Source organism: Micrococcus sp. APC 4021 (assembly GCF_030407635.1).
GTDB lineage: Bacteria > Actinomycetota > Actinomycetes > Actinomycetales > Micrococcaceae > Micrococcus > Micrococcus luteus.
The window spans coordinates 1-23,765 of the sequence record NZ_JASDCZ010000026.1; the positions used below are offsets into that span (position 1 = coordinate 1).

The window sequence follows — 23,765 nt, forward strand, 5'->3', positions numbered from 1 at the left end:
CGACGCCGTCCCCACACCTTCGCGCTGAAGGTGTGGGGCCGGTCTCGTGCGAGCCGGGAGGGCTCAGTCGAACTGCGGATCCGTGGTGCGGGCCCGCTTGATCTCGTAGAAGTACGGGAAGTCGGCCAGGGCGACGGCGCCGTCGAAGATGCGGCCCGCCTCCTCGCCGCGCGGGATGCGGGTCATCACGGGACCGAAGAAGGCCGTGCCGTTGAACGCCACGACGGGCGTGCCGACGTCGTTGCCCACGAGGTCCTCGGCCTCCTTCTGGCTGGCGCGCAGCTGCTCGTCGGCCACGTCGGTGCGGGCGGCGTCCAGGATGTCCGCGTCGTGGCCGAGCTCCTCGAGGGCCTCGGCCACCACGGCCTCGAAGTCCGTGCGGCCCTGCTCGTGGATGCGGGTGCCGACCGCGGTGTACCACGGGCCGAGCGCCTCGGCACCGTACCGCTCGCGCACCTGCACGGCGGCGCGGGCCGGCAGCCAGGCCTTCTCGAGGCGGGCCAGGTACTCGGGGTCCAGGTCGCGGCCCTCGTTCAGGATCGCGAGCGACATGATCTTGAAGACCACCCGCACGTCGCGCACCTTCTGGACCTCCAGGATCCACCGAGAGGTGATCCAGGCGAACGGGCACGTGGCGTCGAAGTAGAAGTCGACGGTGGGCTGCTGCGTGGTGTCGGTCATGCTGTGCTCCTTGCGATCAGGGAGCCGTCTCGGCTCCGGTCGGTCCTGCTGGGCGACGGCGGTCAGGCGCTCCGGCCGCGTCGACGTCGTTCCACCTCGGCCGGGATGAGCGTGGGCTCGGCCTCGCCGCGCACCACGTCCCCGGAGATGACGACCGTGCCCACGTCCGAGCGGGAGGGCAGCTCGAACATCACGGGCTTGAGGACGTTCTCCATGATGGAACGCAGGCCGCGGGCGCCGGTGCCGCGGGCCTCGGCCTGGGCGACGACGGCGTCCAGGGCGTCCTGCTCGAACTCGAGCTCCACGCCGTCCATGAGGAACATCTTCTGGTACTGCTTGAGCAGGGCGTTCTTCGGTTCGGTCAGCACCCGCACGAGCTGTTCGTGCGTGAGGTCCTCGACGGTGGTGATCACGGGCAGGCGGCCGATGAACTCGGGGATGAGGCCGAACTTCAGCAGGTCCTCCGGCCGCACGTCCGCGTAGGTGACGTCCCCCGCGCCCAGGTGGTTCAGGGGCGCGCCGAACCCGATGCCCTTGCGGCCGGCGCGGGAACCGATGATCTCGTCCAGGCCCGCGAACGCGCCCGCCACGATGAACAGCACGTTGGACGTGTCGATCTGCAGGAACTCCTGGTGGGGGTGCTTGCGTCCGCCCTGCGGCGGCACCGACGCCACCGTTCCCTCGAGGATCTTCAGCAGGGCCTGCTGCACGCCCTCGCCGGAGACGTCCCGGGTGATGGAGGGGTTCTCGGACTTCCGCGAGATCTTGTCGATCTCGTCGATGTAGATGATGCCCTGCTCGGCCTTCTTCACGTCGTAGTCCGCGGCCTGGATGAGCTTGAGGAGGATGTTCTCCACGTCCTCGCCCACATAGCCGGCCTCGGTGAGGCTGGTGGCGTCCGCGACCGCGAACGGGACGTTGAGCCGCCGGGCGAGGGTCTGCGCGAGATACGTCTTGCCGGAGCCGGTGGGGCCGACCATGAGGATGTTCGACTTGCCGACCTCGACGTCCGCCAGGTCGTCCCGCTCGGTGAGGCGGTCGGCCAGGTCACCGCTCCGCGCCTGCGGCCCACGCACGCGCTTGTAGTGGTTGTACACGGCGACGGCGAGGGAACGCTTGGCCGCCTCCTGGCCGATCACGAAGCTCTCGAGGTGGTCGAAGATCTCCTGCGGGGTGGGCAGGACGGTCTCGTCCGCCTCCGCCGCCTCGCCGAGCTCCTCCTCGATGATCTCGTTGCACAGCTCGATGCACTCGTCGCAGATGTAGACACCCGGGCCGGCGATGAGCTTGCGCACCTGCTTCTGGCTCTTCCCGCAGAACGAGCATTTCAGCAGGTCAGCGCTCTCTCCGATACGCGCCATGGTGGTACTCCTCGGGGGCCGGGCGGAGACGTCCGCCCCGCGCGGGCGGCGTCGCTGTCAGATTCCGTCCAGCATACGGCCGTGGACGGACACGTTAAGGGACCGGGTCCCCGGTCGGCGTCGAGGGGTCCGACCGCGCGGCCGGACCCCTCGGCGGGCGTCGTCGGTCAGGCGGACGGGCGGGTGATCTTGCGGGAGGCGAGGACCTCGTCCACAAGGCCGTACTCGAGGGCCTGCTCGGCCGAGAGGAACTTGTCCCGGTCGATGTCCTGCGAGACCTCCTCGGGCGTGCGGTTGGTGAGGGAGGCCAGCGTCTCCTCCATCCACACGCGCATCCGGTTGATCTCCTGGGCGTGGATCTCCAGGTCCGTGGCGGTGCCGCGGTCGCCCTGCATCGCCGGCTGGTGGATCAGCACGCGCGCGTTGGGCAGCGCCAGACGCTTGCCGGGGGCGCCCGCGGCCAGCAGCACGGCCGCGGCGGAGGCGGCCTGGCCCAGGCACACGGTCTGCACCTCGGGCCGGATGAACTGCATGGTGTCGTAGATCGCCGTCATGGCCGTGAACGAGCCGCCCGGCGAGTTGATGTACAGGGTGATGTCACGCTCGGAGTCCATCGCCTCGAGCACGAGCAGCTGGGCCATCACGTCGTCGGCCGACGCGTCGTCCACCTGCGCGCCGAGGAAGACGATGCGGTCCTCGAAGAGCTTGGCGTAGGGGTCCTGACGCTTGAAACCGTAGGGGGTGCGCTCCTCGAACTGCGGGAGGATGTAGCGCGCGTCCGGCGTGGGCAGGGAGGGCATCCCGGTGGGGAGCCCGGCGGGGAACTGGGTCATTCTTGGTCTCCTGGAGAGGGTCGGGACGGTCCGGGCCGGGCTCAGCCCCGGACGCCGCCGCCGCCGGTCACGGACGCGGCACGGTCGGCGATGTGGTCGATGAAGCCGTACTTGAGGGCCTCCTGCGCGGTGAACCACTTGTCACGCGCGTTGTCCTCGAGGATGGTCTCCACGGACTGGCCGGTCTGCTCGGCGGTCAGCTCCGCCATCACCTGCTTCATGTGCAGGATCAGCTGGGCCTGGATGCGGATGTCCGACTCGGTGCCGCCGATGCCGCCGGAGGGCTGGTGCATCAGCACGCGGGCGTGGGGGGTGGCGTAGCGCTTGCCCTTGGTGCCCGAGGCGAGCAGGAACTGGCCCATGGACGCGGCGAGGCCGGTGGCCACCGTCACGACGTCGTTGGGGATGTACTGCATCGTGTCGTAGATCGCCATGCCCGCGGTGACGGAGCCGCCCGGGGAGTTGATGTACAGGTAGATGTCCTTCTCCGTGTCCTCGGCCGAGAGCAGGAGCAGCTGGGAGCAGATCGCGTTGGCGTTGTCGTCACGGACGTCCTCGCCCAGCCAGACGATGCGCGACTTCAGCAGCTGGGTGTAGAGGAAATCCTCGCGCTGCGCCGGGTCCACCGAACGCATGCTGGGGGTGATGTCGGTCATCACTTCCGCCTTCCTGTCGAGATGTCCACGGGCCCCCCGAACGGCGGCCGCTCGCGCGGACGGACGGGTCCCTGATCGAGTCCGACACTAGCCGGGCGTCCGGGCCAGCGCGCGGGACGCCGTCGGCGTTTCGCTGTTGGCGCAGGTTGTCGCGGGCCCTGCCCGGGGCCGCCCACCGTGACCTCGGGACGACGACGGCGCCCCCGCCGGCGTGGGCGGGGGCGCCGTCGTCGTGGCTCGGCGGGGGTGCGCCCCCACCGGCCGGGATCAGGCCTGCTCGGCCGCCTCGGCGCCCTCTGCCTCGGTCGCCTCGGCCTCAGCGTCGAGGGCCTCCTGGCCGCCCGGGGTCACGAACGCCGTGAGGTCCACGGCCTTGCCGTCGGTGTCGGTGACCTCGGCGTACTCGAGGACCTTGGCCAGGGCCTTGCGGCGGCGGACCTCGCCCATGATCATCGGGATCTGCCCGCCCTGGTCGAGCATCATGGCGAACTGGTTCGGGTCCATGCCGTACTCGGAGGAGGTGGCGATGATGTACTCGATCAGCTCACCCTGGTCGACCGTGACCTCCTCGGCCTCGGCGACCTCGTCCAGGATGATCTCGTTGGCGAACGCCTCGCGGGTGTTCTGCTCGAGCTCGGCACGGTGCTCGGCGGTGTCGTGGTCGTCGCCCGCGGTGTGGCCGCCGGCGGAGAAGTGCTGCTCGACCTGCTCGGCGATGACGCCGTCCGGCACCGGGACCTCGACGAGCTTGGCCAGCTCCTCGAGGACCTTGTCGCGGGCCTCGACGCCCTGGCGGCTCACGGCCTCCTCGGCGGCCTGCTTCTTCAGGTCCTCCTTGAGCTCGGCGATGGTGTCGAACTCGGAGGCCAGCTGAGCGAACTCGTCGTCGGCCTCGGGCAGCTCGCGCTCCTTGACGGCCGTCAGCTCCAGCTTGACCACGGCGGTCTCGCCGTCATGCTCGCCGCCGTTGAGCGTGGTCTCGAAGGTGGCGTCCTCGCCGGCGGACAGGCCGTCGAGGGCCTCGTCGATGCCCTCGAGCATGGTGCCGGCGCCCACCTGGTAGGACAGGCCCTCGGCCTGGTCGACCTGCTCGCCGTCGACCGTGGCGGTCAGGTTCATCGTGACGAAGTCGTCCTGGGCGGCCGGGCGGTCCACGTCCTTGAGGGAGCCGAAGCGCGAGCGCAGGGCGTCGAGGGCCTTCTGCTCGTCCTCCTCGGTGGCCTGGGCGGGCTCCACCGTCACCTTGAGGCCCTTGTAGTCGGGCAGCTCGATGGTCGGGCGCACGTCGAACTCGGCGGTGAAGACCACCGGGCCCTCGGCGTTCTCCGCGTCCGGGGTGGCGGTCACGTCGACCTCGGGGCGGGAGATCGGGGTGAGCTCAGCCTCGGCGATGGCGGCGGAGAACCAGGTGTTCAGACCCTCGTTGACGGCCTGGTCCACGACGACCTCGCGGCCGAAGCGCTGCTCGATCAGACGCGCCGGGATCTTGCCCTGGCGGAAGCCCGGGATCTGCACCTGGTTGGCGATGTCCTTGAACGCCTTGTCCAGGGCGGGCTTCACCTCCTCGAACGGCACCTCGACGGTCAGCTTGACGCGGGTCGGGCTGAGGTTCTCTGCGGTGGACTTGACCACGGATGACTCCTGTTGGTGGTGGTGGATGGTCTTGACGTCGAGTCGGGGTGACAGGATTTGAACCTGCGGCCTCACGCTCCCAAAGCGCGCGCTCTACCAAGCTGAGCTACACCCCGCCGTCGTCCCCGACGCCGGCGGGCTCACGCGGTGGAGGCTCGCCGGACACCCGAGGGACTGCCCGAGGGCAGACTGTGGAATCCTAGCGCGCCGTCTCGCGCCCCGCGAAAAGCCGCGACCGCCGGCCCGTGAAGCCGTCCATCGTGGCGTTGACCCCGAGGACGTCCATCGCGCGGTCGAAGACGGGCGCCGGCAGGGCGCGCAGGGGGGCGATCAGGCCGACGGCGCGGGGCAGCAGCAGACGGGTGCGGCCGGCCTCGACGGCTTCCAGCACCTCCTGCGCCACGTGGTGCGGATCCAACACGGGCAGCAGCCAGGGCACCCGGCTGCGCACGCCCGCGAACATCCCCGTGTCGACGTAGAAGGGGCAGACGGCCAGGGAGGTGACGCGGCTGCCGTCCTTGCGCAGCTCCGCGGCGAGGGACTCGGCGAAGCCGACCGCGGCGTGCTTGGTGGCGGAATAGTCCGTCTGACGTGCGACGCCGACCAACCCCGCGGCCGAGGCCACCGTGACCACGGCCCCGCGGTCCCGGGCCCGCATTCCGGGCAGGACCGCCCGGGTCAGCCAGTACGGCGCGAGTGCGTTCACCTCGAAGGTGCGGCGGATGCCCTCCTCCGTGGCGTCCTCGAGGGGCGCGCCTGTCACGACGCCCGCGTTGTTCACGGCGACGTCCACCTCTCCGGCGCCGGCGGCGGCGGCCTCGACGGTGGCCGCATCCGTCACGTCCACGCGCTCGGCCCGGGCGTCCGCGCCCTGAGACCGGATCTCGGCGGCGACGGCCTCAACCCCCTGCAGGTCGAGGTCCCAGACGACCACGCGGCCCGCGCCGCGGTGGGCTGCCCCCAGGGCGATCAGTCGGCCGATGCCGGACGCGCCGCCCGTCACGAGGACGGTCGCGCCGCGCAGAGACAGGGGATGACGGCCGGCGAGGGCGGACGCGGCCCTGCGGAGGGCGGGACGGGAGCCGTGCATCGTGCCTCTTCCCCCACGGCCGACGCGGGCCCGCCGTGATACGGTGTCAGCCGCTGGTCCGCGCCGAGCGCGGCCCCGCGGGGATGTAGCTCAATGGTAGAGCCCCAGTCTTCCAAACTGGCTACGCGGGTTCGATTCCCGTCATCCCCTCCGGACCTGATGAGCCGGGTCATCGTGTGCACACGATGGCCCGGCTCATGACTTTTTCGGGTGGGTCGTCGTCCGCGCCGGTTCCTTTACCGCTGTGCCGGCCCTCTGCAGGATGGACCCATGCAGAACACCGAGCAGACGCCTCGGGACGCGTCCACCGAGGCCGGTGGGAGGCCCTGGCGGCACCGCATCGTCGAGAACGACACACTGCGCATGACCGTCCTGTCCATGCTGGCAGCCGCCGTCGCGATCGGTTTGAGCACCCTGTTGATCGCCACTCCCCTCGGCGACGCGCTGGGCGTCGGCGCGGCCCGGCGCGCCTCCTGGATGACCGGACTGATGACGCTGTGCCTGATGTGGTCGATCTACTCCGCCCTGGACACGGTGGTGCTGTACCGGTGGCTCGGCCGCCGCGACTCAACAGACCTGCACGCGCTGCTGCGCACGCGCTCCCGCGGCCCGAAGGAGTCCGTCCATCCGGTCGGCTGGAGGGCCCTGACGCTGGGCGCGTCGAGCACGCTGGGCAACACCGTCACCTTCTCGGTGATGGCGATGCTCGTGGTGGTCATCTCGATGTGGATGCCCGAGGCCCGGTCCGTGCCCACCATGCGCTTGCTGGCCGTGGCCACGGTCCTCGCGTCCTGGGCGAGCATCGTCCTGGCCCAGGCGTTGCGCTACGCCCGGCTGGCGGCACAGCACGATCCGAAGAGGTCTCGGCCGGAGGGCGAGTCCCCCGCTCCCCCGATCCTCTTCCGAGGCTCCGACGCTCCGGTCTTCTCGGACTACGTGGCGCTGTCCCTGACGCTGTCCACCATGATGGGCGCCCAGGACGTCGTGTTCTCCGGCCGCGCCGCCCGCACGGCGGTCCGTGAGCACGCGCTGGTCGGATTCCTGTTCAACTCGATGATCATCGCAGCCCTGGCCTCGCTGCTGCTCACCGTCGCCTGATCGGGGCCTGCCACAGGCCTCTCAGCTCTGACAGGTGAGGCAGCGGTAGAGCTTCCGGGCCGCCATCTCCTCCACCACGATCGTCTCGCGCCCGCACACGAGGCAGGCCAGGCCCTGCCGCTGGTACACGTAGTTCGCGTGCTCGGGCCAGGCCGCTTCGGCGGGGATCCCCGGCCGGTGCTCCGGCCGCGTGGTGACGATCCGCCCGAGCCGCACGCCCTCCCGCATGAGCGCGGCGTTGTCCGCCCAGAGGAATGCCAGGTCCGGTGCAGAGACCTCCCGGGCCGGCCGCCACGGGTCGATGCCGGCGCGGAACAGGGCCTCGGCCCGGAAGATGTTGCCGATCCCGCTGACGGCCGCCTGGTCCATCAGCACGACGCCGATCGGCCGCCGTGTCCGCCGGGCGAGGTCGTAGAACGGCGCGGGATCGTCGTCGTTGAGCGGATCCGGGCCGAGACCGGCGACGACGTCGGCAGCCTCGGCCGGAGTGAGCGCACGGCAACGGCTCGCGCCGATCAGGTCGGCCCAGCCGTGCTCGGCGCGCAGTCGCAGCCGGACCGTGGAGGCCGGCGGCGGGGGCTGGACCCAGCCGTCGGGGTCGCGAGCGGGCTCGGCGGCCGGGGCGCCGTCGTCGTGGACCTCCCGCTCGCCGATCCGGCGGGGTGCGCCGATCGAGGACGCGGCCGCGAAGTCCTGATCCCCGCCGAAGGTCCACGCCCCGTACATGCCCAGGTGGACGTGCAGCACGTGGCCGCCGGAGACATCGGCGAAGAAGTGCTTGCCGTGGGCCCGGGCGCGCTTCAGGACCTGGCCGTCGAGCAGGGCGGCCCCCTCGGCGAAGCGGCCCTGCGGACTCGTGGCGCGGATCCGGCGTCCGCCGAAGACGTCGGTGAACTGGCGCGCGAGACGGTGGACGGAGTGGCCCTCAGGCACTCACATCAGCACCTCTCCGGTGGTCTCGTAGTGCGCGATCTTCGCGATGCGGCGCACGTGGCGCTCGTCCTGGGAGAACGGTTCGGTCAGGAAGGCCTCGATGAGCTCGGTGGCCTCCTCGAGCGAGTGCTGCCGACCGCCGACGGCCACGACGTTCGCGTCGTTGTGCTGGCGAGCCAGCCGCGCCGTGTCCAGGTTCCAGGCCAGGGCGGCGCGGACGCCGACCACCTTGTTGGCGGCGATCTGCTCGCCGTTGCCGGAGCCGCCCAGCACGATGCCGAGCGAGTCCAGTCCCTGCTCGCGGTCGGCGACGACGGCGCGGGCGGCGTTGATGCAGAAGCCCGGGTAGTCGTCCTGCGCGTCGTACTCGGTGGGTCCGTGGTCCACCATCTCGTAGCCGGCGGCGGTGAGGTGCTCCACCAGGTGGGCGGACAGCTCCATGCCGGCGTGGTCGGTGGCGATGTGGACGCGCATGCGCAGACTCCTCCAGAAGGACGACGGTCGGGTGGGGTCAGTCTACTGACGGCCCCACCCGACCCCCTGCCCCGGGGCGGGCCGGCTCAGATCAGCGCGACCGATCGCTCGGGCTCGCGCACCGGCATGGGCTCGGGCTCCCCGCTCGCCGAGGAGAGGAAGCCCTCCCCGGTGAAGTGGCCGTTGCGGGCGCGGAAGTCGTAGGCGTAGTCGGGCCAGATCAGCGTCAACTTGCCCGAACGGGGGTCGACGTACCAGGAGTGGCAGCCGCCGTCCACGAGCCACACCGAGGTGGCGGCCCGCTCCTGGAGACGGTCCACGTACTCCTCCTGGGCGAGTGTCTCGGGGACCATCGTCCTGATTCCCTCGTGCTCCACCCGGTCCAGGGCCTCCGAGATGTACGCGATCTGCGACTCGATGATGTAGACGATCGAGTTGTGCCCCAGCGAGGTGTTCGGCCCGTTGATGGCGAACAGATTCGGGAATCCCGCCACGGCCGTGGAGTCGAACGCCGCCATGCCGCTGCTCCAGTGATCGGCCAGGGAACGGCCCTCACCGTCGTGGACGCGCTCGGCGAACGGCGGCTGGGCCGCCTCGAAGCCGGTGCAGAGGACGACGACGTCGACCTCGTACCCGTGACCGCTCACGCCGAACAGCCGGCTCCCCTCGACGCGGTCCAGCGCGCTGTCCTCCAGGGTGACGTTGTCCCGGGCCATGGCCGGGTAGTAGTCGTTGGAGACGAGCACCCGCTTGCAGCCCGGCAGGTACCGCGGCGTGAGGCGCTCGCGGAGCTCGGGGTCGGAGACCGCGGCGGCCAGGTGCCCGAGGGCCTGGGCCCGGACCTGGTCCAGTGCGGCCGGCACACCGCGGCGCTGGGCATAGCTCGACTCGGCGAACCAGAAGATGTCGTCGCGCTCGCGCTGCATGGTGTGCGGGGCGCGCTCGAACATGCGCCGCACGGCCGCGGAATACGGCTTGACCACGCGCGGGGTGACCCACGCGGGGGTGCGCTGGAAGACGACGAGCTCGGCCGCCGTCGCCGCCAGCTCGGGGATGATTTGGATCGCGGAGGCGCCGGTGCCGACGACGGCGACACGCTTGCCCTTCAGGTCCACCGTGTGGTCCCAGCGGGCGGAATGGATGACCTCGCCCTCGAAGGCGTCGAGACCCGGGACGTCCGGCAGGCGGGGGTCGGCGAGGTGCCCGGTGCCCATGATGAGCCAGCGTGCCGTGTAGGTCCCGCGCGGGGTCCGCACCGTCCACCGCTCCGTCTCGGGGTCCCAGTGCGCTTCGAGCATGTCCGCCCCGAGACGCAGGTGCGGGGTGAGGCCCTCGTCCTCGGAGAAGCGCACGAGGTAGTCCTGGATCTCCGGGCCCGGCGTGTAGAAGCCCGACCACTGCGGGTTCGGGGCGAAGGAGAAGCTGTAGAGGTGGCTCGGGACATCGCATGCGGCGCCCGGGTAGGTGTTGTCCCTCCAGGTCCCGCCGACCTGCTGGGCGCGGTCCAGGATGAGGAAGTCCTCGCGGCCGCGACGCCGTAGCTGGGCGCCCATGCCGAGGCCGGCGAATCCGGAGCCGATGATGAGGATCTCGGCGGACTCGTCGCGCGGTGCGGGGCGCACGTCGGTGGTGGTGGTCGTGGTGGTGGTCATGGCTGGCCCCTCTCTCAGGCGTGGGTCTCGGGGATGATCGCGCCGGCCGGGTGGCGGTCGGGCTCGCGCAGGTGCAGGTCGACGATCTGCATGAGTTCGGCCGGGCGCTCGAGGAAGAAGGCGTGGCCGCTCGTCATGGTCGTCAGCCGCGCGTCGTCGATGATGCCGAGCAGCTCGTACTGGTGATGGGGCGGGACCATGACGTCCTCGGCACAGGAGACGATCAGTGTCCGCGCGGTGACGGCGGAGAGACGGTCGGCGACGTCCACGCGGGCATTCAGGTCCATCTGCCGAGCGGTGAACTCGTCCGCGGTCAGGGAGGCGAGTGCTCCGTCGAGCATGGCCGGGGTCAGGGAGCGCAGGGCCAGCGGGGACAGGCCGCAGAAGGCCGTGTAACGCGCCAGGGCATCAGGGCTCGTGTCATACAGGTGCCGCCAGACCTCGTTGCGCAGGCGCTGGTGGACATCCGTCGTCGCCCAGCCGGCCACGAGCACGAGGTTCTCCACGCGGCGACCGAGATCGGCGGCCAGCTGCCCGGCGACGACGGCGCCGAGCGAGTAGCCCAGCAGGTCGAAGGCGGCGTCGGAGCCGAGGAGCTCGTCGACGGCGGCCCGCACCTGGCCGACCAGCAGGTCGACGGTCAGGTCTGCGGCGGGGTCGGCCGTCGGCGCCCAGTCGACGGCGATGACGCGCGTCCGCGTGGCCATCATCGGGAACAGGTGGCCGAAGTGCGAGGCGGTCGTCCCGCCCGTGCCGTGGACCAGCACGAGAGGCCGGTCGAGCTCCCCGGGCGTCACCGAGTCGTGGCAGGTGACGGAAGCACCGTCCACGCTGACGGTGCGCGTGACGGTCGATGCGGTCAGTGGCATGGGGCTCCTCCTGGAAACCAATATGTGGACTATTGGACCCGACACCCGCGATGCGACGCACCCTACATGTCCCAGCATGGCGTGTTCATTTCTCATAATGCAAGCAGGGGCGGCAATCATTGAGTCCATCAGATGGAACTGGCTCCGACGCCGGAGCTGCGGCACGATGGACCGGTGACCCCTCTGACCCCACCCACCGGCGTCCTGCCCCGCGCCGCCCTCGTGATGCGCCTGCTGCACGAGGCCGGACCCGCCGGCCTGCGGCTGAGCCAGCTCGTCCAGCGGACGGGCCTGCCCCAGCCCACCGCCCATCGACTGCTGGCCGACCTGGCGGAGGAGGGTGCCGTGACCCGGCGCGGAGCCGCCTATGCACTCGGTGATCGGTGGGGCCCGGTCGGATTCGAACCGGTGACGCCGCGGTGCCTGATCGAACGCGAGGGCAGCCGGGCCGTGGTCCAGGCCGCCGCGGACGAGCTGGGGGACACGGTCTACCTGGCGGCACGGGTTGCGGGCGGAGTGGCCTACCTCCTGCGATGCGACGGCGACTCCCCTGTGCGCGTCTTCACCGTGGAGGTCGGCGAGGTCAAACGGCTTGCCGCCGGGTACGCCGGCATCGCGCTCCTGGCCTCCCTGCCGCCCGAGCGCCGGCGAGCGGAAGTGGACGCGGTCGTCGCCCGGCCTCCCCGCCGCTGGAACCTGACGGATGACGGGGCCCTGCACGACCTGCTGGACACCCTGCTGCGTCAGATGGACGAGCAGGGGTGGTGCGGCGGTGTGCCGGTCGTGCCCGGGGTGGCCGGAGTCGCCTGTGGCGTTCCGGCGCGGACGGGAGGCATCCCCCAGGTGTCCCTCACGGCCTCGGCGGCCGAGCAGCGGATGCCACCCGGACGCGTGCCCGAGGTGGCTGAGGTGCTGCGTGCGGCGGCGACCCGACTGGCCGAGATCGGGGGCTGAGCAGGTCGACCGGCCCGCCCCGAGACGCGCCGCTCACGACGCTCGGGCCAGGTGGCACACTGGGGAGCACCGTGCCATGGCCCCCATCACAGGCGCCCGGCCGTGCCGCATCCGCCCGACCCCAGGAGGAGTCCGACCGTGACCACCGCCGCCGCCATGAACATCACCCGCGAAGAGGCCGCCGCGCGCGCGGCCGCCCTCACCGTGGACGCGTACGAGGTGAGCCTGGACCTCACCCGCGGCGCAGAGCACTTCCACACGGCCACCACCGTGACGTTCGCGGCCACGCAGGACGCGGTGGGCACCCACACGTGGATCGACTTCGTGGCCGGGCAGGCTCCCACGGTGACCCTCAACGGCGAGGCGCTGGACGTGGCGGACTTCGACGGCGCCCGACTGCGGATCGGCCCGCTGGCGGCGCAGAACACCCTCGTGGTCGACGGGCTCGGGGACTACAGCAACACCGGCGAGGGCCTGCACCGGTTCGTGGACCCCGTGGACCAGGAGGTCTATCTCTACACCCAGTTCGAGGTGCCCGATTCCCGCCGCATGTTCGCGGTGTTCGAGCAGCCCGACCTCAAGGCCGCGTTCCGCTTCACCGTGACCGCGCCGGCACACTGGGCTGTGGTGTCCAACCAGCCGGAGGACTCCCGCCGCACCCTCGGCGTCGTGGCGAACGAGGAGAACCTGCAGGGCGTGGACGCCGCGGTCTGGGAGTTCACCCCCACCCCGCGCATCTCCTCCTACATCACCGCGCTCGTCGCCGGCCCGTACGCCTCCGTGCATTCGGAGCTGACCAGCGCGGACGGCCGCACGATCCCCCTCGGCGTCTACTGCCGCGCGTCACTGGTGGAGCACCTGGACGCGGAGAACGTCTTCGAGCTCACCCGCCAGGGCTTCGAGTTCTTCGAGGCCCAGTACGGCCACGCCTACCCGTTCGAGAAGTACGACCAGCTGTTCGTGCCCGAGTTCAACGCCGGCGCGATGGAGAACGCCGGCTGTGTGACCTTCCTCGAGTCGTACGTCTTCCGCGGGACCGTGCCGGAGGCGCTGATCGAGCGCCGCGCCATCACCATCCTCCACGAGCTGGCCCACATGTGGTTCGGCGACCTCGTGACCATGCGCTGGTGGAACGACCTGTGGCTCAACGAGTCCTTCGCCGAGTTCATGTCCACGCTCGCCGCCGCCGAGAACACGCAGTACACCAGCGCCTGGACCACCTTCTCCTCCATGGAGAAGAACTGGGCCTACCGCCAGGATCAGCTCTCGTCCACGCACCCCATCAAGGCCCGGATCCGCGACCTCGACGATGTGCTCGTCAACTTCGACGGCATCACCTACGCCAAGGGCGCCTCCGTGCTGCGCCAGCTCGTGGCCTGGGTGGGCCAGGAGAACTTCATGGCCGGCGTCCGCGCGTACATCGCCCAGCACGCGTGGGGCAACACCGAGCTGCCGGACCTCATGTCCGAGCTCGAGGCGGCTTCCGGCCGCGATCTGTCCGAGTGGACCCGCGTGTGGCTCGAGACCTCGGGCGTGAACACGCTGCGCACGGAGGTGGAGACGGATGAGGCCGGCACCATCACCGCGCTGCGCCTGCGCCAGAGCGCCCCGGACGGCTCGCCGTCGGCGCCTGGCGACGACGTGCTCCGCCCCCACCGCCTGGCTGTGGGCTTCTACGACGTGGACGAGGCCACCGGCCGCCTGACCCGCACCGAGCGCTTCGAACTCGACGTGGCCGGTGAGGTGACCGAGGTCGCCGAGGCCGTCGGCCGCCGTCGTCCCGCCGTGATCCTGCCCAACGACGACGACCTGGCCTACGCCAAGCTGCGCCTCGACGACGCCTCGTGGGAGGCCGCGTCCACCCGCCTGAAGGACGTGGACGGCTCGCTGGCGCGCACGCTGCTGTGGGGGGCGGCCTGGGACACCGTGCGCGACGGCGAGGCCTCCGCCGCCTGGTTCGTCGACCTCGTCCTGGCCAACGTCGGCCACGAGCGGGACTCGTCCGTGGTGCAGACGCTGCTGCGCCAGCTCGCGACGGCGATCGGCCTGTACCTGCCCGAGGACCAGGCCGAGGCCGTGCGGGTCGCGGCGGCCGACCGTCTGTGGGGCCTCGTCGCGGAGGCCGAGGACGGCTCGGACAACCAGCTGCAGTTCGTCAAGGCGTTCGCCCTGCACGCGCGCACCACGGCGCAGCTGGACCGCCTGGCGGCCCTCGTGGACGGCACCCGCACCGTGCCCGGGCTGGACCTCACCACGGACCTGCGCTGGGAGCTGCTCACTGCGCTGGTGGCGGCCGGCCGTGCCGGGGAGGCCGAGATCGCCGAGGCCGAGCGCGCCGACGCGACCGCCACGGGCGCGCTCGCCGCGATCCAGGCCCGGGCCGCCGTGCCGACGGCCGAGGCCAAGCGCGCGGCCTGGGACCGAGTGATGGCCGGCGAGCCGTCCAACACGGAGCAGCGCCAGGCCCTGATCGGGTTCGCGCGGGTCCACGACGCCGCGCTGATCGCGCCCTTCGCGGACTCCTATTTCGAAGGCGTCGAGGCGATGTGGGACTCCCGTTCTCACGAGATGGCCGAGACCGCCGCGACGCTGGGCTACCCGACCGCCCAGGTCACCCCGGAGATCGCCGACCGCGCCACCGCCCTGTCCGAGCGGCTGGCCGACACCCGCGCGGGGCTGTCCCGCGTCCTCGCCGAGGGCCGGGACGAGACGATCCGCGCCCTGGCCGCGCGCGAGCACGCGACGGCGCACGTGCATCAGGTCCACGCCGGGGCCTGAACCGGGCGGGGGCTGGTGGGCATTCCACGGAAGATGCCCTCCAGCACCGCCCCCGCCGCCGTCGAGGCGCGGGCTGGCTAGGCTGGAACCCATGAAGCACACCTTCTCCCTGCGCACCGAGTGGACGGGCGACCGCGGCTCGGGCACCTCCGGCGTCCGCGACTACGACCGCTCCGTGGTGATCCAGGACGCCGCCGTCGGCGAGATCCAGGCCTCGGCCGCCCGCCCCTTCCGCGGCGACGACTCGAAGTGGAACCCGGAGACCCTCCTGCTCGGCGCGCTCGCCGAGTGCCACGTGCTCTCGTACCTCCATGTCGCGGCGACCTCCGGGGTCGTGGTCACGGGGATGACGTGCGGGGTCGAGGGCGAGCTCGAGGTGGACGGCGACGGCGCCGGTCGGTTCACCGCGATCACGCTGCGGCCCGAGGTCACGCTGCAGGACGAGGCCGACCGGGAGCGGGCCGAGGCCCTCCACGCCGAGGCGCACCGGCTGTGCTTCATCGCGAACTCGCTCTCGGCCCCGGTCGCCGTCGAGCCGGCCCGCCCCGAGGCCCCGCCCACCGGCACGCCGACGCTGCCGGACCACTCCGCGCGCCTGGGCGCCCCCCTGGCGGTGCTGCGGCCGCGCGTCGCCAAGGGCCCGTCCCGTGTGACGGGCCTGGCGGAGCGGCCCACCGAGGTCGAGCCGGTGATGCACGAGGGCACCCCCGCCCCGGTGGACCAGGTGCGCGCCCGCGACGCCACGGCGGGCCCCGCCGGCGCGACCCCGGCAGCCCCGGCCGCGCCCGGTCAGGCCACCAGCTTCTACGACGCCGTCGGCGGCCGCCCGACGTTCGACCGGTTGACCGCCGAGTTCTACGCCCGCGTGCGTGAGGACGAGATCCTCGCCCCGATGTATCCGCAGGACGACTTCGAGGGCGCCCAGCGTCGGCTGCTCATGTTCCTGGAGCAGTACTGGGGCGGACCGCGGACGTACTCCGAGGAGCGCGGCCACCCCCGCCTGCGCATGCGCCACGCCCCGTACCGGATCGACCCGGCCGCGCGCGACGCATGGCTGCGGCACATGCGCGCCGCCGTCGACACGCTGGGCCTGTCCCCGCTGCACGAGGCCGAACTCTGGGACTATCTGGAGCGGGCCGCCCACTCCCTGCAGAACTCGGCCTGACCGGCCGCCCGGCTGCGATTTCGACGCGCCGGGCGCGGGCTCACACCGCCATGGCGGGGCGGCCCAGCACGAAGCCGCCGGGGGTGTCCAGGCGCGTCCACGGCCCCGCCGTGCTGAGCCGGGCGCGGCCGCCGGGCCGCAGGAAGCCCAGCGCGTGCGCGCCGAAGGCCATGCCGGCCGGGAACTGCAGCGCCTCGCCCCCGAGCAGGGGTCCCCACATCTGCGCCCGGACCCTGCGGACCAGCGCCTCCCCCGGGTTCTCGGGCAGGGCGTCCCGCACGGCGTCGGCGCCGCGCGTGGCCACCTCGGCCAGCTCCTCATCGGCGACCTCGGCCACGGGCGTCCAGCCGCCGCGGGGCGGGGTCAGCGCGGTCCAGGTGACGTGCTCGCGGCCCGGCGGCACGGCGAATGCCAGGTCGACGGGGTCCTGGCCGCGCATCCGCGCGGTGCGCTCGGTGACGGAGCCCAGGGCGACGACGGCGTCCAGGTCCGCCACGCCGTGGGCGGTCGCCAGGGGCACGGTGCGCAGCCCCAGGACGACGGGCACCCCGTCTCCGAGCCCGGCCGGCTGCAGCACGGAGACCCACTGGGCGAGCATCGGGGTGCGGGAGCGCCCCGCCTCAGGCACGACGTGCAAACGCATGCCCGTGTCGGCGACGCGCCGGGCGCGGCTGGCCAGCTGCTCGAGGTCCCGCACAGCGCGGTCGTCGACGAAGCGGAGGACGGGGGCGGCGGCGGGGTGCTCGGTCATGCAAGCATTGTCCCAGGTCCGTCGCGTCCCGGGCCGCCCCGCCGTCGCGGGTCCATCCATGTCGAAGGAGAGCCGTTCGTGCCGCAGCGCCATCCCCGTCCCCGCCCCGGTCACGCACCGGTCCGCCCGGCCTCGGCCCCGAAGGACCCCACCGAAACGCTGCGGGGGATCCTGGAGCTGACGCCGGCCGCGCCGGACCCGGTGACGGGTCAGGTCCGCTTCACGGGCACGACCCCCCGGCAGACGCACGGCCGGGTGTTCGGCGGCCAGGTGCTCGCCCAGGCGCTGGCGGCCGCCTCCCGCACGGTGCCGGCCGCCCGTTCCGCCCACTCGCTCCACGGCTACTTCATCCGCCCCGGGGACGCGCTGCAGCCCATCACGTTCACCGTCGAGACGCTGCGGGACGGCCGCTCCTTCTCCGTCCGCCGGGTGCTGGCCTCCCAGAACGAGAAGGCCATCCTCGCCCTGACCTGCTCCTTCCAGGAGCCCGCCGGCAGCGCGCTGGACCACCAGGTGGCCATGCCGGAGGGAGTGCCCCGGCCCGAGGACCTGCCCACGACGGCGGACGTGCTGGGCGCCATCAACCACCCCGTGGCCCAGGAGTGGGCCTGGTCCCGGCCGTTCGACATCCGCCATGTCACCCCGGCCATCTATGTGGAGCCGGCCGCGGAGACCGAGAACTGCAACATGGTGTGGATGAAGACCTTCACGCCCCTGGCGGACGACCCCGCGCTGCACCTGGCGGCGCTCACCTACGCCTCGGACTACACGCTCCTCGAGCCGATCCTGCGGCAGCACGGCGTCGCCTGGATCCAGCCCGGCATGTCCGTGGCCTCCCTCGACCACGCGATGTGGTTCCACCGGCCCGCCCGCGTCGACCAGTGGCTGCTCTACGTCCAGGACTCCCCCAGCGCCCAGGGCGCGCGCGGCCTCGGCACGGGCGCCGTGTTCACCGAGGACGGGACGCTCGTGGCCACGGTCGCCCAGGAGGGCATGATCCGCCTGCCCGAGGGGGCCGCCGCCCGGCGGGCACGGGCCCGGGGCGCGGCCCAGCGCATGGCCCTGCGGACGGTGCTGCGCCGCAGCTGGCGGCGCTGACCCGGCGGGTTCGCAGGGGGTGAGACTGCCGATCGGGCCCTGCCATGGGTGAGGCGGCTCGCCGTCCGCGCCGCGCGCACCGTTCGTCGTGGTCGACGTGGACCCCGCCCCGACACGACGACGGCCCGTCGCGATCACGTGATCGCGGCGGGCCGTCGTCGGCGCGGCGCCCGGGGGCGCGTCGGCTCAGTCGCGCGTGAGCTTGCGGTGCGTCATCCGGTGCGGGCGGGCGGCCTCGGGGCCGAGCCGATCGACCTTGTTGGCCTCGTAGGACTCGAAGTTGCCCTCGTACCAGTACCAGTTGGCCGGGTCCTCCGCGGTGCCCTCGTAGGCCAGCATGTGGGTGGCCACGCGGTCCAGGAACCAGCGGTCGTGCGAGACGACGACGGCGCAGCCCGGGAACTCGAGCAGCGCGTTCTCGAGGGAGGTCAGGGTCTCCACGTCGAGGTCGTTGGTGGGCTCGTCGAGGAGCAGCAGGTTGCCGCCCTCCTTGAGGGTCAGGGCCAGGTTCAGGCGGTTGCGCTCACCGCCGGAGAGCACGCCGGCCTTCTTCTGCTGGTCCGGGCCCTTGAAGCCGAACGCGGACACGTAGGCGCGCGAGGGCATCTCGACGTTGCCGACCTTGATGTAGTCCAGGCCGTCCGAGACGACCTCCCACAGCGACTTCTCGGGGTCGATGTTGGAGCGAGACTGGTCCACGTACGAGATCTTCACGGTCTCGCCGATCTTCAGCTCACCGCCGTCCAGGGGCTCGAGGCCGACGATGGTCTTGAACAGGGTGGTCTTGCCGACGCCGTTCGGGCCGATCACGCCGACGATGCCGTTGCGGGGCAGGGAGAAGGACAGGCCGTCGATGAGGACGCGGTCCCCGAAGCCCTTCTTCAGGTCCTTGGCCTCGATCACGACGGTGCCCAGCCGCGGGCCCGGCGGGATCTGGATCTCCTCGAAGTCCAGCTTGCGGGTCTTCTCGGCCTCGGCCGCCATCTCCTCGTAGCGGGCCAGGCGGGCCTTGGACTTCGCCTGACGGCCCTTCGTGTTGGAGCGGACCCAGTCGAGCTCCTCGGCCAGGCGCTTGGCGAGCTTGGCGTCCTTCTTGCCCTGCACCTCGAGGCGGGCACGCTTGGTCTCCAGGTAGGTGGAGTAGTTGCCCTCGTACGGGTAGAGGCGGCCGCGGTCGACCTCCGCGATCCACTCCGCGACGTGGTCGAGGAAGTACCGGTCGTGGGTGACGGCGATGACGGCGCCCGGGTAGGAGGCCAGGTGCTGCTCGAGCCACAGCACGGACTCGGCGTCCAGGTGGTTGGTGGGCTCGTCGAGCAGGAGCAGGTCGGGCTTCTCCAGCAGCAGCTTGCACAGTGCGACGCGCCGCTTCTCGCCGCCGGAGAGGTTCGTGACCGGCTCGTCCCCCGGGGGCGTGCGCAGGGCGTCCATCGCCTGCTCGAGCTGGGAGTCGATGTCCCACGCGTCCGCGGCGTCGATGGCGGACTGCAGCTCGCCCATCTCCTCCATGAGGGCGTCGAAGTCCGCGTCCGGGTTCGCCATCTCCTCGGAGATCTGGTTGTAGCGCTGGATCTTGCCGTAGATCTCGCCGACGCCCTCCTGGACGTTCTCGAGCACCGTCTTGGACTCGTCCAGCTTGGGCTCCTGCATCAGGATGCCCACCGAGTAGCCGGGAGAGAGCCGCGCCTCGCCGTTCGAGGGCTCGTCCAGCCCGGCCATGATCTTCAGGATCGTCGACTTGCCGGCGCCGTTGGGGCCGACCATGCCGATCTTCGCCCCGGGGTAGAACGACATGGTGACGTCGTCCAGGATCAGTTTGTCGCCCACCTTCTTGCGGGCCTTGACCATCGTGTAGATGAATTCCGCCATGCGGCCCAGGCTAGTCGGTGGCCGCGGGATTCCACTCATCGTGCCGATCCCGCGACCACCGAGCCCGCTCCCCCTCCGTGCTCCGTGCCGCCCCGTGGTCAGGCGACGCCGGCCGCCGCCGGCTCGCGCCCGGGGGCGCCCGCGTCCGACTCGTCCGGGCCGGGCGAGGCCGGGGCGTCGCCACCCTGGAACCCGTCCGGCAGGCCCGCGCTGAACCCGTCGCCGACCGCGCCGGCCCGCCCGCCCGACGCGTCGTCGTCGCGCGGGGCCGACTCGGGGCGCGGCACGGCCGCGCGCTGGCTGCGCTGGAACGCCGCCGAGCCGAAGCCCAGGTCCAGCCCGACGGCGTCCGCCACCACGTCCACGGACGTGCCGGAGCGCTCGCCCGAGGACCAGTCGCGGACCCGGAGTCGACCGGTGACGATCACGGGGTTGCCCTTCTTCACGGACTGGGCGGTGTTCGAGCCGAGCTGGCCGAACGCCGAGATGCTGTACCAGTTGGTGTGGGCGTCCACCCACTCAGCGGTCTCGCGGTCGAAGCGCCGCTCGGTGGTGGCCAGGCGGAAGCCGGTCACGGCGGCCCCCGATGCGGTGTGGCGGGTGGCGGGGTCCGTGGCCACGAAGCCGCGCACGGTGATGAGGTCCTGCATGGTGTGCCTCCTGGGCTGGGCCCCGGTGGGCGCCGGGGCGGGTCGTCGGCGCATCGGCTGATCCGCCATGGCCAGACAACCCCACCGCGGGGCACCCCGGCAGGATCGGGGCCGGTCTGGGGACGCGCGGAGGTCCCCGGGCGACTGTGCAGGAGCCGACGGCGCCGCGGCCGGCGGCCGTTAGACTGACACGGCCCAGCCCCAGTAGCTCAGCTGGACAGAGCAGCGGCCTTCTAATCCGCCGGTCGGGGGTTCGAATCCCTCCTGGGGCACCCAGACCAGGGGCGGAGCCGTCCGAGCACGCCCGACGACCGCCCGAAGGAGACCGTCCTGGACCGTCTGCGCTCCTGGCTCCGCGCCCCGCGACCCGCCGTCCCCGAGGTCCGTGTGACCCGTCGCGAGGGCGTCCAGCTGGCCGCCCTGCTCGTCGCGGCCGCGGCCCTGTACGTGACGCACTCCTTCCTCCGGTACGCCACCTACGAGGCCAAGGGCTACGACCTGGGCATCTTCGACCAGGTGGTGCGGCAGTACGCGCTGTTCAACGCCCCCCTCAGCTCCGTCAAGGGCGTGGACTTCCACATCCTCGGCGACCACTTCCACCCGATCCTCGCGCTGCTGGCGCCCTTCTACTGGGTATGGCCGGACCCCCGCATGCTCGGCGTGGTCATGGCGCTGGCCCTCGCCGCGTCCGCCGTGCCGGTGTACCTGTTCGCCCGTCGTCGCGCGGGACACGGGGTGGCCCTGGCCGCCGTCGCCGCCCTGCTGCTCTCCTGGCCCTTCCAGGCGATGGTGAACTGGGACTTCCACGAGGTCACCCTCGGCGTGCCGATCCTCGCCTGGCTCGTGTGGGCCCTGGACGGGCAGCGGGCGTGGCTCGCCACCGGCCTGGCGGCGCTGCTGCTCACGGTCCGAGAGGACATGGGCGTGACCCTGCTGGCCGTGGCCCTGGTGATGGCGATCCGTCGCTTCTGGCCGCAGGCCGCGGTCACCGCCGTGCTGGGCGTGCTCGGCTACTGGTTCGCCACGTCCGTGGTGATCCCCCACTACTCCCCCACCGGCGCGTTCGGCTACTGGCAGTTCACCGCCCTGGGCCCGGACATGCGCAGTTCGGTCCTGTTCCTGCTGACCCAGCCGTGGAACGCCGTCGCGGTGCTGTTCGACCACCCGCTGAAGGTGGCCCTCTGGCTCCTGCACTTCGTCCCGCTGCTGTTCCTGCCGGTCCTGAGCCCGCTCACGCTGATGGCCCTGCCGATCCTGCTCTCGCGGCTGTTCAACGACCGCCTCAACGTGTGGGCCCCCGTGTACCAGTACGACGCGATCCTCGCCCCGCTGCTGCTCATGGCCGCGCTCGAGGCGGCCCACCGGCTGGCCGGACGCCGGGACACGCTGCGCCGGCTGCCCGCCGTCCTCGTCTCCGCGGCACTGGCCGCCGGTCTGATCGGCACCGCGTTCTTCCCGCAGGTGTACCCGCTGCACCGCACGATCGCCGGCGACATGACGATGACGCAGCACGCCCGCGACCTCGACCACGCGGTCGGGCTGATCCCGGACGGGGTGTGCGTCGAGGCCGCCGACAACGCCGTGCCGCACCTGACGGCCCGCACCCACGTCGGGCTGCACGGGGACATCGGCGACGAGCTGGCCACGTGGATGATCGTGGACACCTCGGTGCCCGAGCTCGGCGGCTGGGACCCCCTCACCCCGGAGCAGGCGCTGGCCCGCGCCGAGCGGCTCGGCTTCGAGCGGGTCTGGTCCGCGGGCGACGTCGTCGTCCTGCACCACCCGGACCGCGCGGTCTCGCCCACCTGCACGACGTACCTCGAGCACCGCTGAGCGGAACCCCACGGCGCCGGCGGACCCGCTCCGCCGTCAGCGGCCCGCGGACTCGCCGAGTGGCTGCAGGCCGAGTCCGGCCGGGGGCAGGAGCAGTCGGTCACGGGCACCGGTGAAGACGCCGGCGTGCGGGTCCTCGGCCACCCCCGGGGCGATCTCGGGGGCCCCCTGGTCGAGTGCGGTGCGGCGCACCGGGTCGCGGACGGGGTCCAGGATGTCCTTGACCACCGTGGTCATGAGCCACACGAGGGCGACGATGTGCGCCACGATCCCCGAGGCATACCAGGCGGTGATCCACCAGGCGCCGCCGGCGAACGCCCCGTCGGAGGTGATGCGCGCCGACTCCATCCACACCCCGCCCCAGTGGTAGACCTCCACGGCCTGCCAGATCCAGAACGCGCGCCACCGCGGCGTCGCGAGGACCACGAGCGGGATCAGCCACATCACGAACTGCGGCGAGTACACCTTCCCCCACAGGATGAAGGACGCCACGATCAGGAAGCACAGCTGGGCCATGCGCGGACGGTGCCGCGCCGCGAGGGCGAGGTAGGCGATCCCCACGCAGCACACCAGGAACAGGCCGTTCTGAAGCGTCGTGAACGTCTCCCCGGACCATCCTGTCCAGGCCAGCGCCAGCCAGGTCGAGGAGAAGGAGACCGCGCGGTCCCCCGAGAACGTGTAGAAGCGCGACCACTGGTCGAACGCCGTCAGCATGAACGGGAGGTTCACCGCGAGCCAGGCCGCGGCCCCGGCCAGGGCCGCCTTCACGAACCCGGCCCAGCGGCCCGTGCGCAGCGCCAGCACGAAGATCGCGCCGAAGAAGAACAGCGGGTAGAGCTTCGTGGCGGTGCCGAGCCCGATGAGCAGGCCGGCGAGGGTCGGACGGCCCGCCGTCCACGCCCACAGGGCCAGGGCGGCCAGCATCACGGCCCACAGGTCCCAGTTGAGCATCGAGGTCAGGATGATCCCCGGGGCCAGGGCCACGAGCAGGGCGTCCCGGGAGCGACCGCGCGCGGTGTACGCGGTCGCGACGACCAGCACGATCCAGCACAGCACCACGCCGATCGCGTTCACGTCGAAGTAGGTCACGGTGCGCTCGTGCAGGTCGCCGGAGGCGGGCACGAGCCACATGGTCACACCCGCGACCACGGCCAGCAACGCCGGGTACTCCATCCACTGCTCGGGCGGCAGCGGCGTGTAGAAGGGGAAGTGGCCGTCCGAGAGGCCCCGCGTGGGGAACAGCTGGGCGAAGTCCGAATAGCACATGTGCGCGTGCACGCCGGGGGCCGCCCAGCCGTTCACGCGGCACCACTGCTTGGTCAGCACGCCGACGGCGGCGGCCACCACGGTCAGGCCGACGAGCAGGCCGACCCAGCGGCCGCTCGGAC

Annotated in this window: 19 protein-coding genes, 3 tRNA genes and 2 pseudogenes; 9 read left to right on the forward strand and 15 right to left on the reverse strand. The window is 72.0% G+C overall.

The genetic code is table 11. From position 1 onward, the window contains the following. Nucleotides 1-63: 63 nt before the first annotated feature. The 7 genes from QL983_RS03960 to QL983_RS03990 form a co-directional block, all read right to left on the reverse strand. Nucleotides 64-681, reverse strand: coding sequence for a DsbA family protein (locus tag QL983_RS03960; RefSeq protein WP_061867773.1), 618 nt, complete (start codon nt 679-681; stop codon nt 64-66). A 62-nt stretch (nt 682-743) separates the two neighbouring features. Continuing rightward, a complete protein-coding gene (clpX, locus tag QL983_RS03965; RefSeq protein WP_060775624.1) occupies nt 744-2,042 on the reverse strand; it encodes an ATP-dependent Clp protease ATP-binding subunit ClpX in 1,299 nt (432 codons plus the stop codon). A gap of 167 nt (nt 2,043-2,209) precedes the next feature. After that, nucleotides 2,210-2,875 carry an ATP-dependent Clp protease proteolytic subunit gene (locus QL983_RS03970; protein WP_002855988.1) on the reverse strand — a complete coding sequence of 222 codons (666 nt, stop codon included), beginning with the start codon at nt 2,873-2,875 and terminating at the stop codon, nt 2,210-2,212. Nucleotides 2,876-2,916: 41 nt separating this feature from the next. Continuing rightward, the gene (locus tag QL983_RS03975; RefSeq protein WP_134417049.1) at nt 2,917-3,534 is read right to left on the reverse strand and encodes an ATP-dependent Clp protease proteolytic subunit; all 618 of its coding nucleotides are present in this window, start codon (nt 3,532-3,534) and stop codon (nt 2,917-2,919) included. A gap of 264 nt (nt 3,535-3,798) precedes the next feature. Next, nucleotides 3,799-5,163, reverse strand: a complete 1,365-nt coding sequence (gene tig, locus QL983_RS03980; protein WP_134417050.1) for a trigger factor — start codon at nt 5,161-5,163, stop codon at nt 3,799-3,801. 42 nt (nt 5,164-5,205) lie between these two features. Continuing rightward, nucleotides 5,206-5,279, reverse strand: a tRNA-Pro gene (locus QL983_RS03985). An 83-nt stretch (nt 5,280-5,362) separates the two neighbouring features. Continuing rightward, nucleotides 5,363-6,253 (reverse strand): SDR family NAD(P)-dependent oxidoreductase, encoded by an 891-nt coding sequence (locus QL983_RS03990; RefSeq protein ID WP_134417051.1) that lies wholly within the window; start codon nt 6,251-6,253, stop codon nt 5,363-5,365. A 79-nt stretch (nt 6,254-6,332) separates the two neighbouring features. On the opposite strand from QL983_RS03990, the gene QL983_RS03995 reads away from it, so the two are divergent. Both QL983_RS03995 and QL983_RS04000 read left to right on the forward strand, forming a co-directional pair. After that, nucleotides 6,333-6,403: transfer RNA gene (locus tag QL983_RS03995), tRNA-Gly, on the forward strand. Between the two features lie 120 nt (nt 6,404-6,523). Further along, nucleotides 6,524-7,351: a DUF1345 domain-containing protein gene (locus tag QL983_RS04000; RefSeq protein WP_134417052.1), complete on the forward strand. Its 828-nt coding sequence runs from the start codon at nt 6,524-6,526 to the stop codon at nt 7,349-7,351. Between the two features lie 21 nt (nt 7,352-7,372). Here the strand turns inward: QL983_RS04000 and QL983_RS04005 are convergent, their stop codons facing one another. From QL983_RS04005 to QL983_RS04020, 4 genes are all read right to left on the reverse strand, one after another. Then, nucleotides 7,373-8,284, reverse strand: coding sequence for a DNA-formamidopyrimidine glycosylase family protein (locus tag QL983_RS04005; RefSeq protein ID WP_095346842.1), 912 nt, complete (start codon nt 8,282-8,284; stop codon nt 7,373-7,375). Then, on the reverse strand, nt 8,285-8,758 hold the full coding sequence (locus QL983_RS04010; RefSeq protein WP_036316866.1) for a ribose-5-phosphate isomerase: 474 nt from the start codon (nt 8,756-8,758) through the stop codon (nt 8,285-8,287). A gap of 86 nt (nt 8,759-8,844) precedes the next feature. Continuing rightward, nucleotides 8,845-10,410, reverse strand: coding sequence for an NAD(P)/FAD-dependent oxidoreductase (locus QL983_RS04015; RefSeq protein ID WP_134417053.1), 1,566 nt, complete (start codon nt 10,408-10,410; stop codon nt 8,845-8,847). Between the two features lie 14 nt (nt 10,411-10,424). Continuing rightward, complete coding sequence (locus tag QL983_RS04020; RefSeq protein ID WP_159228113.1) at nt 10,425-11,279, reverse strand: alpha/beta hydrolase; 855 nt, start codon at nt 11,277-11,279, stop codon at nt 10,425-10,427. 174 nt (nt 11,280-11,453) lie between these two features. Here QL983_RS04020 and QL983_RS04025 point away from each other — a divergent pair, with 174 nt between their 5' ends. From QL983_RS04025 to QL983_RS04040, 4 genes and pseudogenes are all read left to right on the forward strand, one after another. Continuing rightward, complete coding sequence (locus QL983_RS04025) at nt 11,454-12,233, forward strand: helix-turn-helix domain-containing protein (protein WP_159228114.1); 780 nt, start codon at nt 11,454-11,456, stop codon at nt 12,231-12,233. A 138-nt stretch (nt 12,234-12,371) separates the two neighbouring features. Beyond that, nucleotides 12,372-15,011 (forward strand): aminopeptidase N, encoded by a 2,640-nt coding sequence (gene pepN / locus QL983_RS04030; protein WP_230297488.1) that lies wholly within the window; start codon nt 12,372-12,374, stop codon nt 15,009-15,011. Nucleotides 15,012-15,102: 91 nt separating this feature from the next. After that, nucleotides 15,103-15,534 (forward strand): annotated as a pseudogene (locus QL983_RS04035) (OsmC family protein); the annotation flags it as partial. 276 nt (nt 15,535-15,810) lie between these two features. After that, nucleotides 15,811-16,176, forward strand: a pseudogene (locus QL983_RS04040) (globin); the annotation flags it as partial. Nucleotides 16,177-16,216: 40 nt separating this feature from the next. Here the strand turns inward: QL983_RS04040 and QL983_RS04045 are convergent. Continuing rightward, nucleotides 16,217-16,927 (reverse strand): hypothetical protein, encoded by a 711-nt coding sequence (locus QL983_RS04045; protein ID WP_036341633.1) that lies wholly within the window; start codon nt 16,925-16,927, stop codon nt 16,217-16,219. Between the two features lie 78 nt (nt 16,928-17,005). Between QL983_RS04045 and QL983_RS04050 the strand changes: the two genes are divergently transcribed. Beyond that, nucleotides 17,006-18,025 carry an acyl-CoA thioesterase II gene (locus QL983_RS04050; protein WP_036341631.1) on the forward strand — a complete coding sequence of 340 codons (1,020 nt, stop codon included), beginning with the start codon at nt 17,006-17,008 and terminating at the stop codon, nt 18,023-18,025. A gap of 186 nt (nt 18,026-18,211) precedes the next feature. Here QL983_RS04050 and ettA read toward each other — a convergent pair whose 3' ends face one another. Further along, entirely contained in the window at nt 18,212-19,894 is a 1,683-nt protein-coding gene (ettA, locus tag QL983_RS04055) for an energy-dependent translational throttle protein EttA (protein ID WP_036341629.1), read from the reverse strand. Between the two features lie 98 nt (nt 19,895-19,992). Beyond that, the gene (locus tag QL983_RS04060) at nt 19,993-20,544 is read right to left on the reverse strand and encodes a single-stranded DNA-binding protein (RefSeq protein ID WP_036381125.1); all 552 of its coding nucleotides are present in this window, start codon (nt 20,542-20,544) and stop codon (nt 19,993-19,995) included. Nucleotides 20,545-20,742: 198 nt separating this feature from the next. On the opposite strand from QL983_RS04060, the gene QL983_RS04065 reads away from it, so the two are divergent. Next, a tRNA-Arg gene (locus QL983_RS04065) sits at nt 20,743-20,816 on the forward strand. 115 nt (nt 20,817-20,931) lie between these two features. Then, nucleotides 20,932-22,377, forward strand: a complete 1,446-nt coding sequence (locus QL983_RS04070; protein ID WP_061867776.1) for a DUF2079 domain-containing protein — start codon at nt 20,932-20,934, stop codon at nt 22,375-22,377. Nucleotides 22,378-22,413: 36 nt separating this feature from the next. Here QL983_RS04070 and QL983_RS04075 read toward each other — a convergent pair. Next, nucleotides 22,414-23,765: glycosyltransferase 87 family protein (locus QL983_RS04075; protein WP_290151373.1), on the reverse strand; the 1,352-nt coding region annotated here is incomplete at its 5' end.

Excerpts from the sequence above, each read along its gene's own strand:
- QL983_RS03960 (WP_061867773.1), bottom strand. The coding sequence starts at position 681 with ATGACCGACACCACGCAGCAGCCCACCGTCGACTTCTACTTCGACGCC.
- clpX (WP_060775624.1), bottom strand. The coding sequence starts at position 2,042 with ATGGCGCGTATCGGAGAGAGCGCTGACCTGCTGAAATGCTCGTTCTGC.
- QL983_RS03970 (WP_002855988.1), bottom strand. The coding sequence starts at position 2,875 with ATGACCCAGTTCCCCGCCGGGCTCCCCACCGGGATGCCCTCCCTGCCC.
- QL983_RS03990 (WP_134417051.1), bottom strand. The coding sequence starts at position 6,253 with ATGCACGGCTCCCGTCCCGCCCTCCGCAGGGCCGCGTCCGCCCTCGCC.
- QL983_RS04000 (WP_134417052.1), top strand. The coding sequence starts at position 6,524 with ATGCAGAACACCGAGCAGACGCCTCGGGACGCGTCCACCGAGGCCGGT.
- QL983_RS04010 (WP_036316866.1), bottom strand. The coding sequence starts at position 8,758 with ATGCGCGTCCACATCGCCACCGACCACGCCGGCATGGAGCTGTCCGCC.
- QL983_RS04015 (WP_134417053.1), bottom strand. The coding sequence starts at position 10,410 with ATGACCACCACCACGACCACCACCACCGACGTGCGCCCCGCACCGCGC.
- QL983_RS04020 (WP_159228113.1), bottom strand. The coding sequence starts at position 11,279 with ATGCCACTGACCGCATCGACCGTCACGCGCACCGTCAGCGTGGACGGT.
- QL983_RS04045 (WP_036341633.1), bottom strand. The coding sequence starts at position 16,927 with ATGACCGAGCACCCCGCCGCCGCCCCCGTCCTCCGCTTCGTCGACGAC.
- ettA (WP_036341629.1), bottom strand. The coding sequence starts at position 19,894 with ATGGCGGAATTCATCTACACGATGGTCAAGGCCCGCAAGAAGGTGGGC.
- QL983_RS04060 (WP_036381125.1), bottom strand. The coding sequence starts at position 20,544 with ATGCAGGACCTCATCACCGTGCGCGGCTTCGTGGCCACGGACCCCGCC.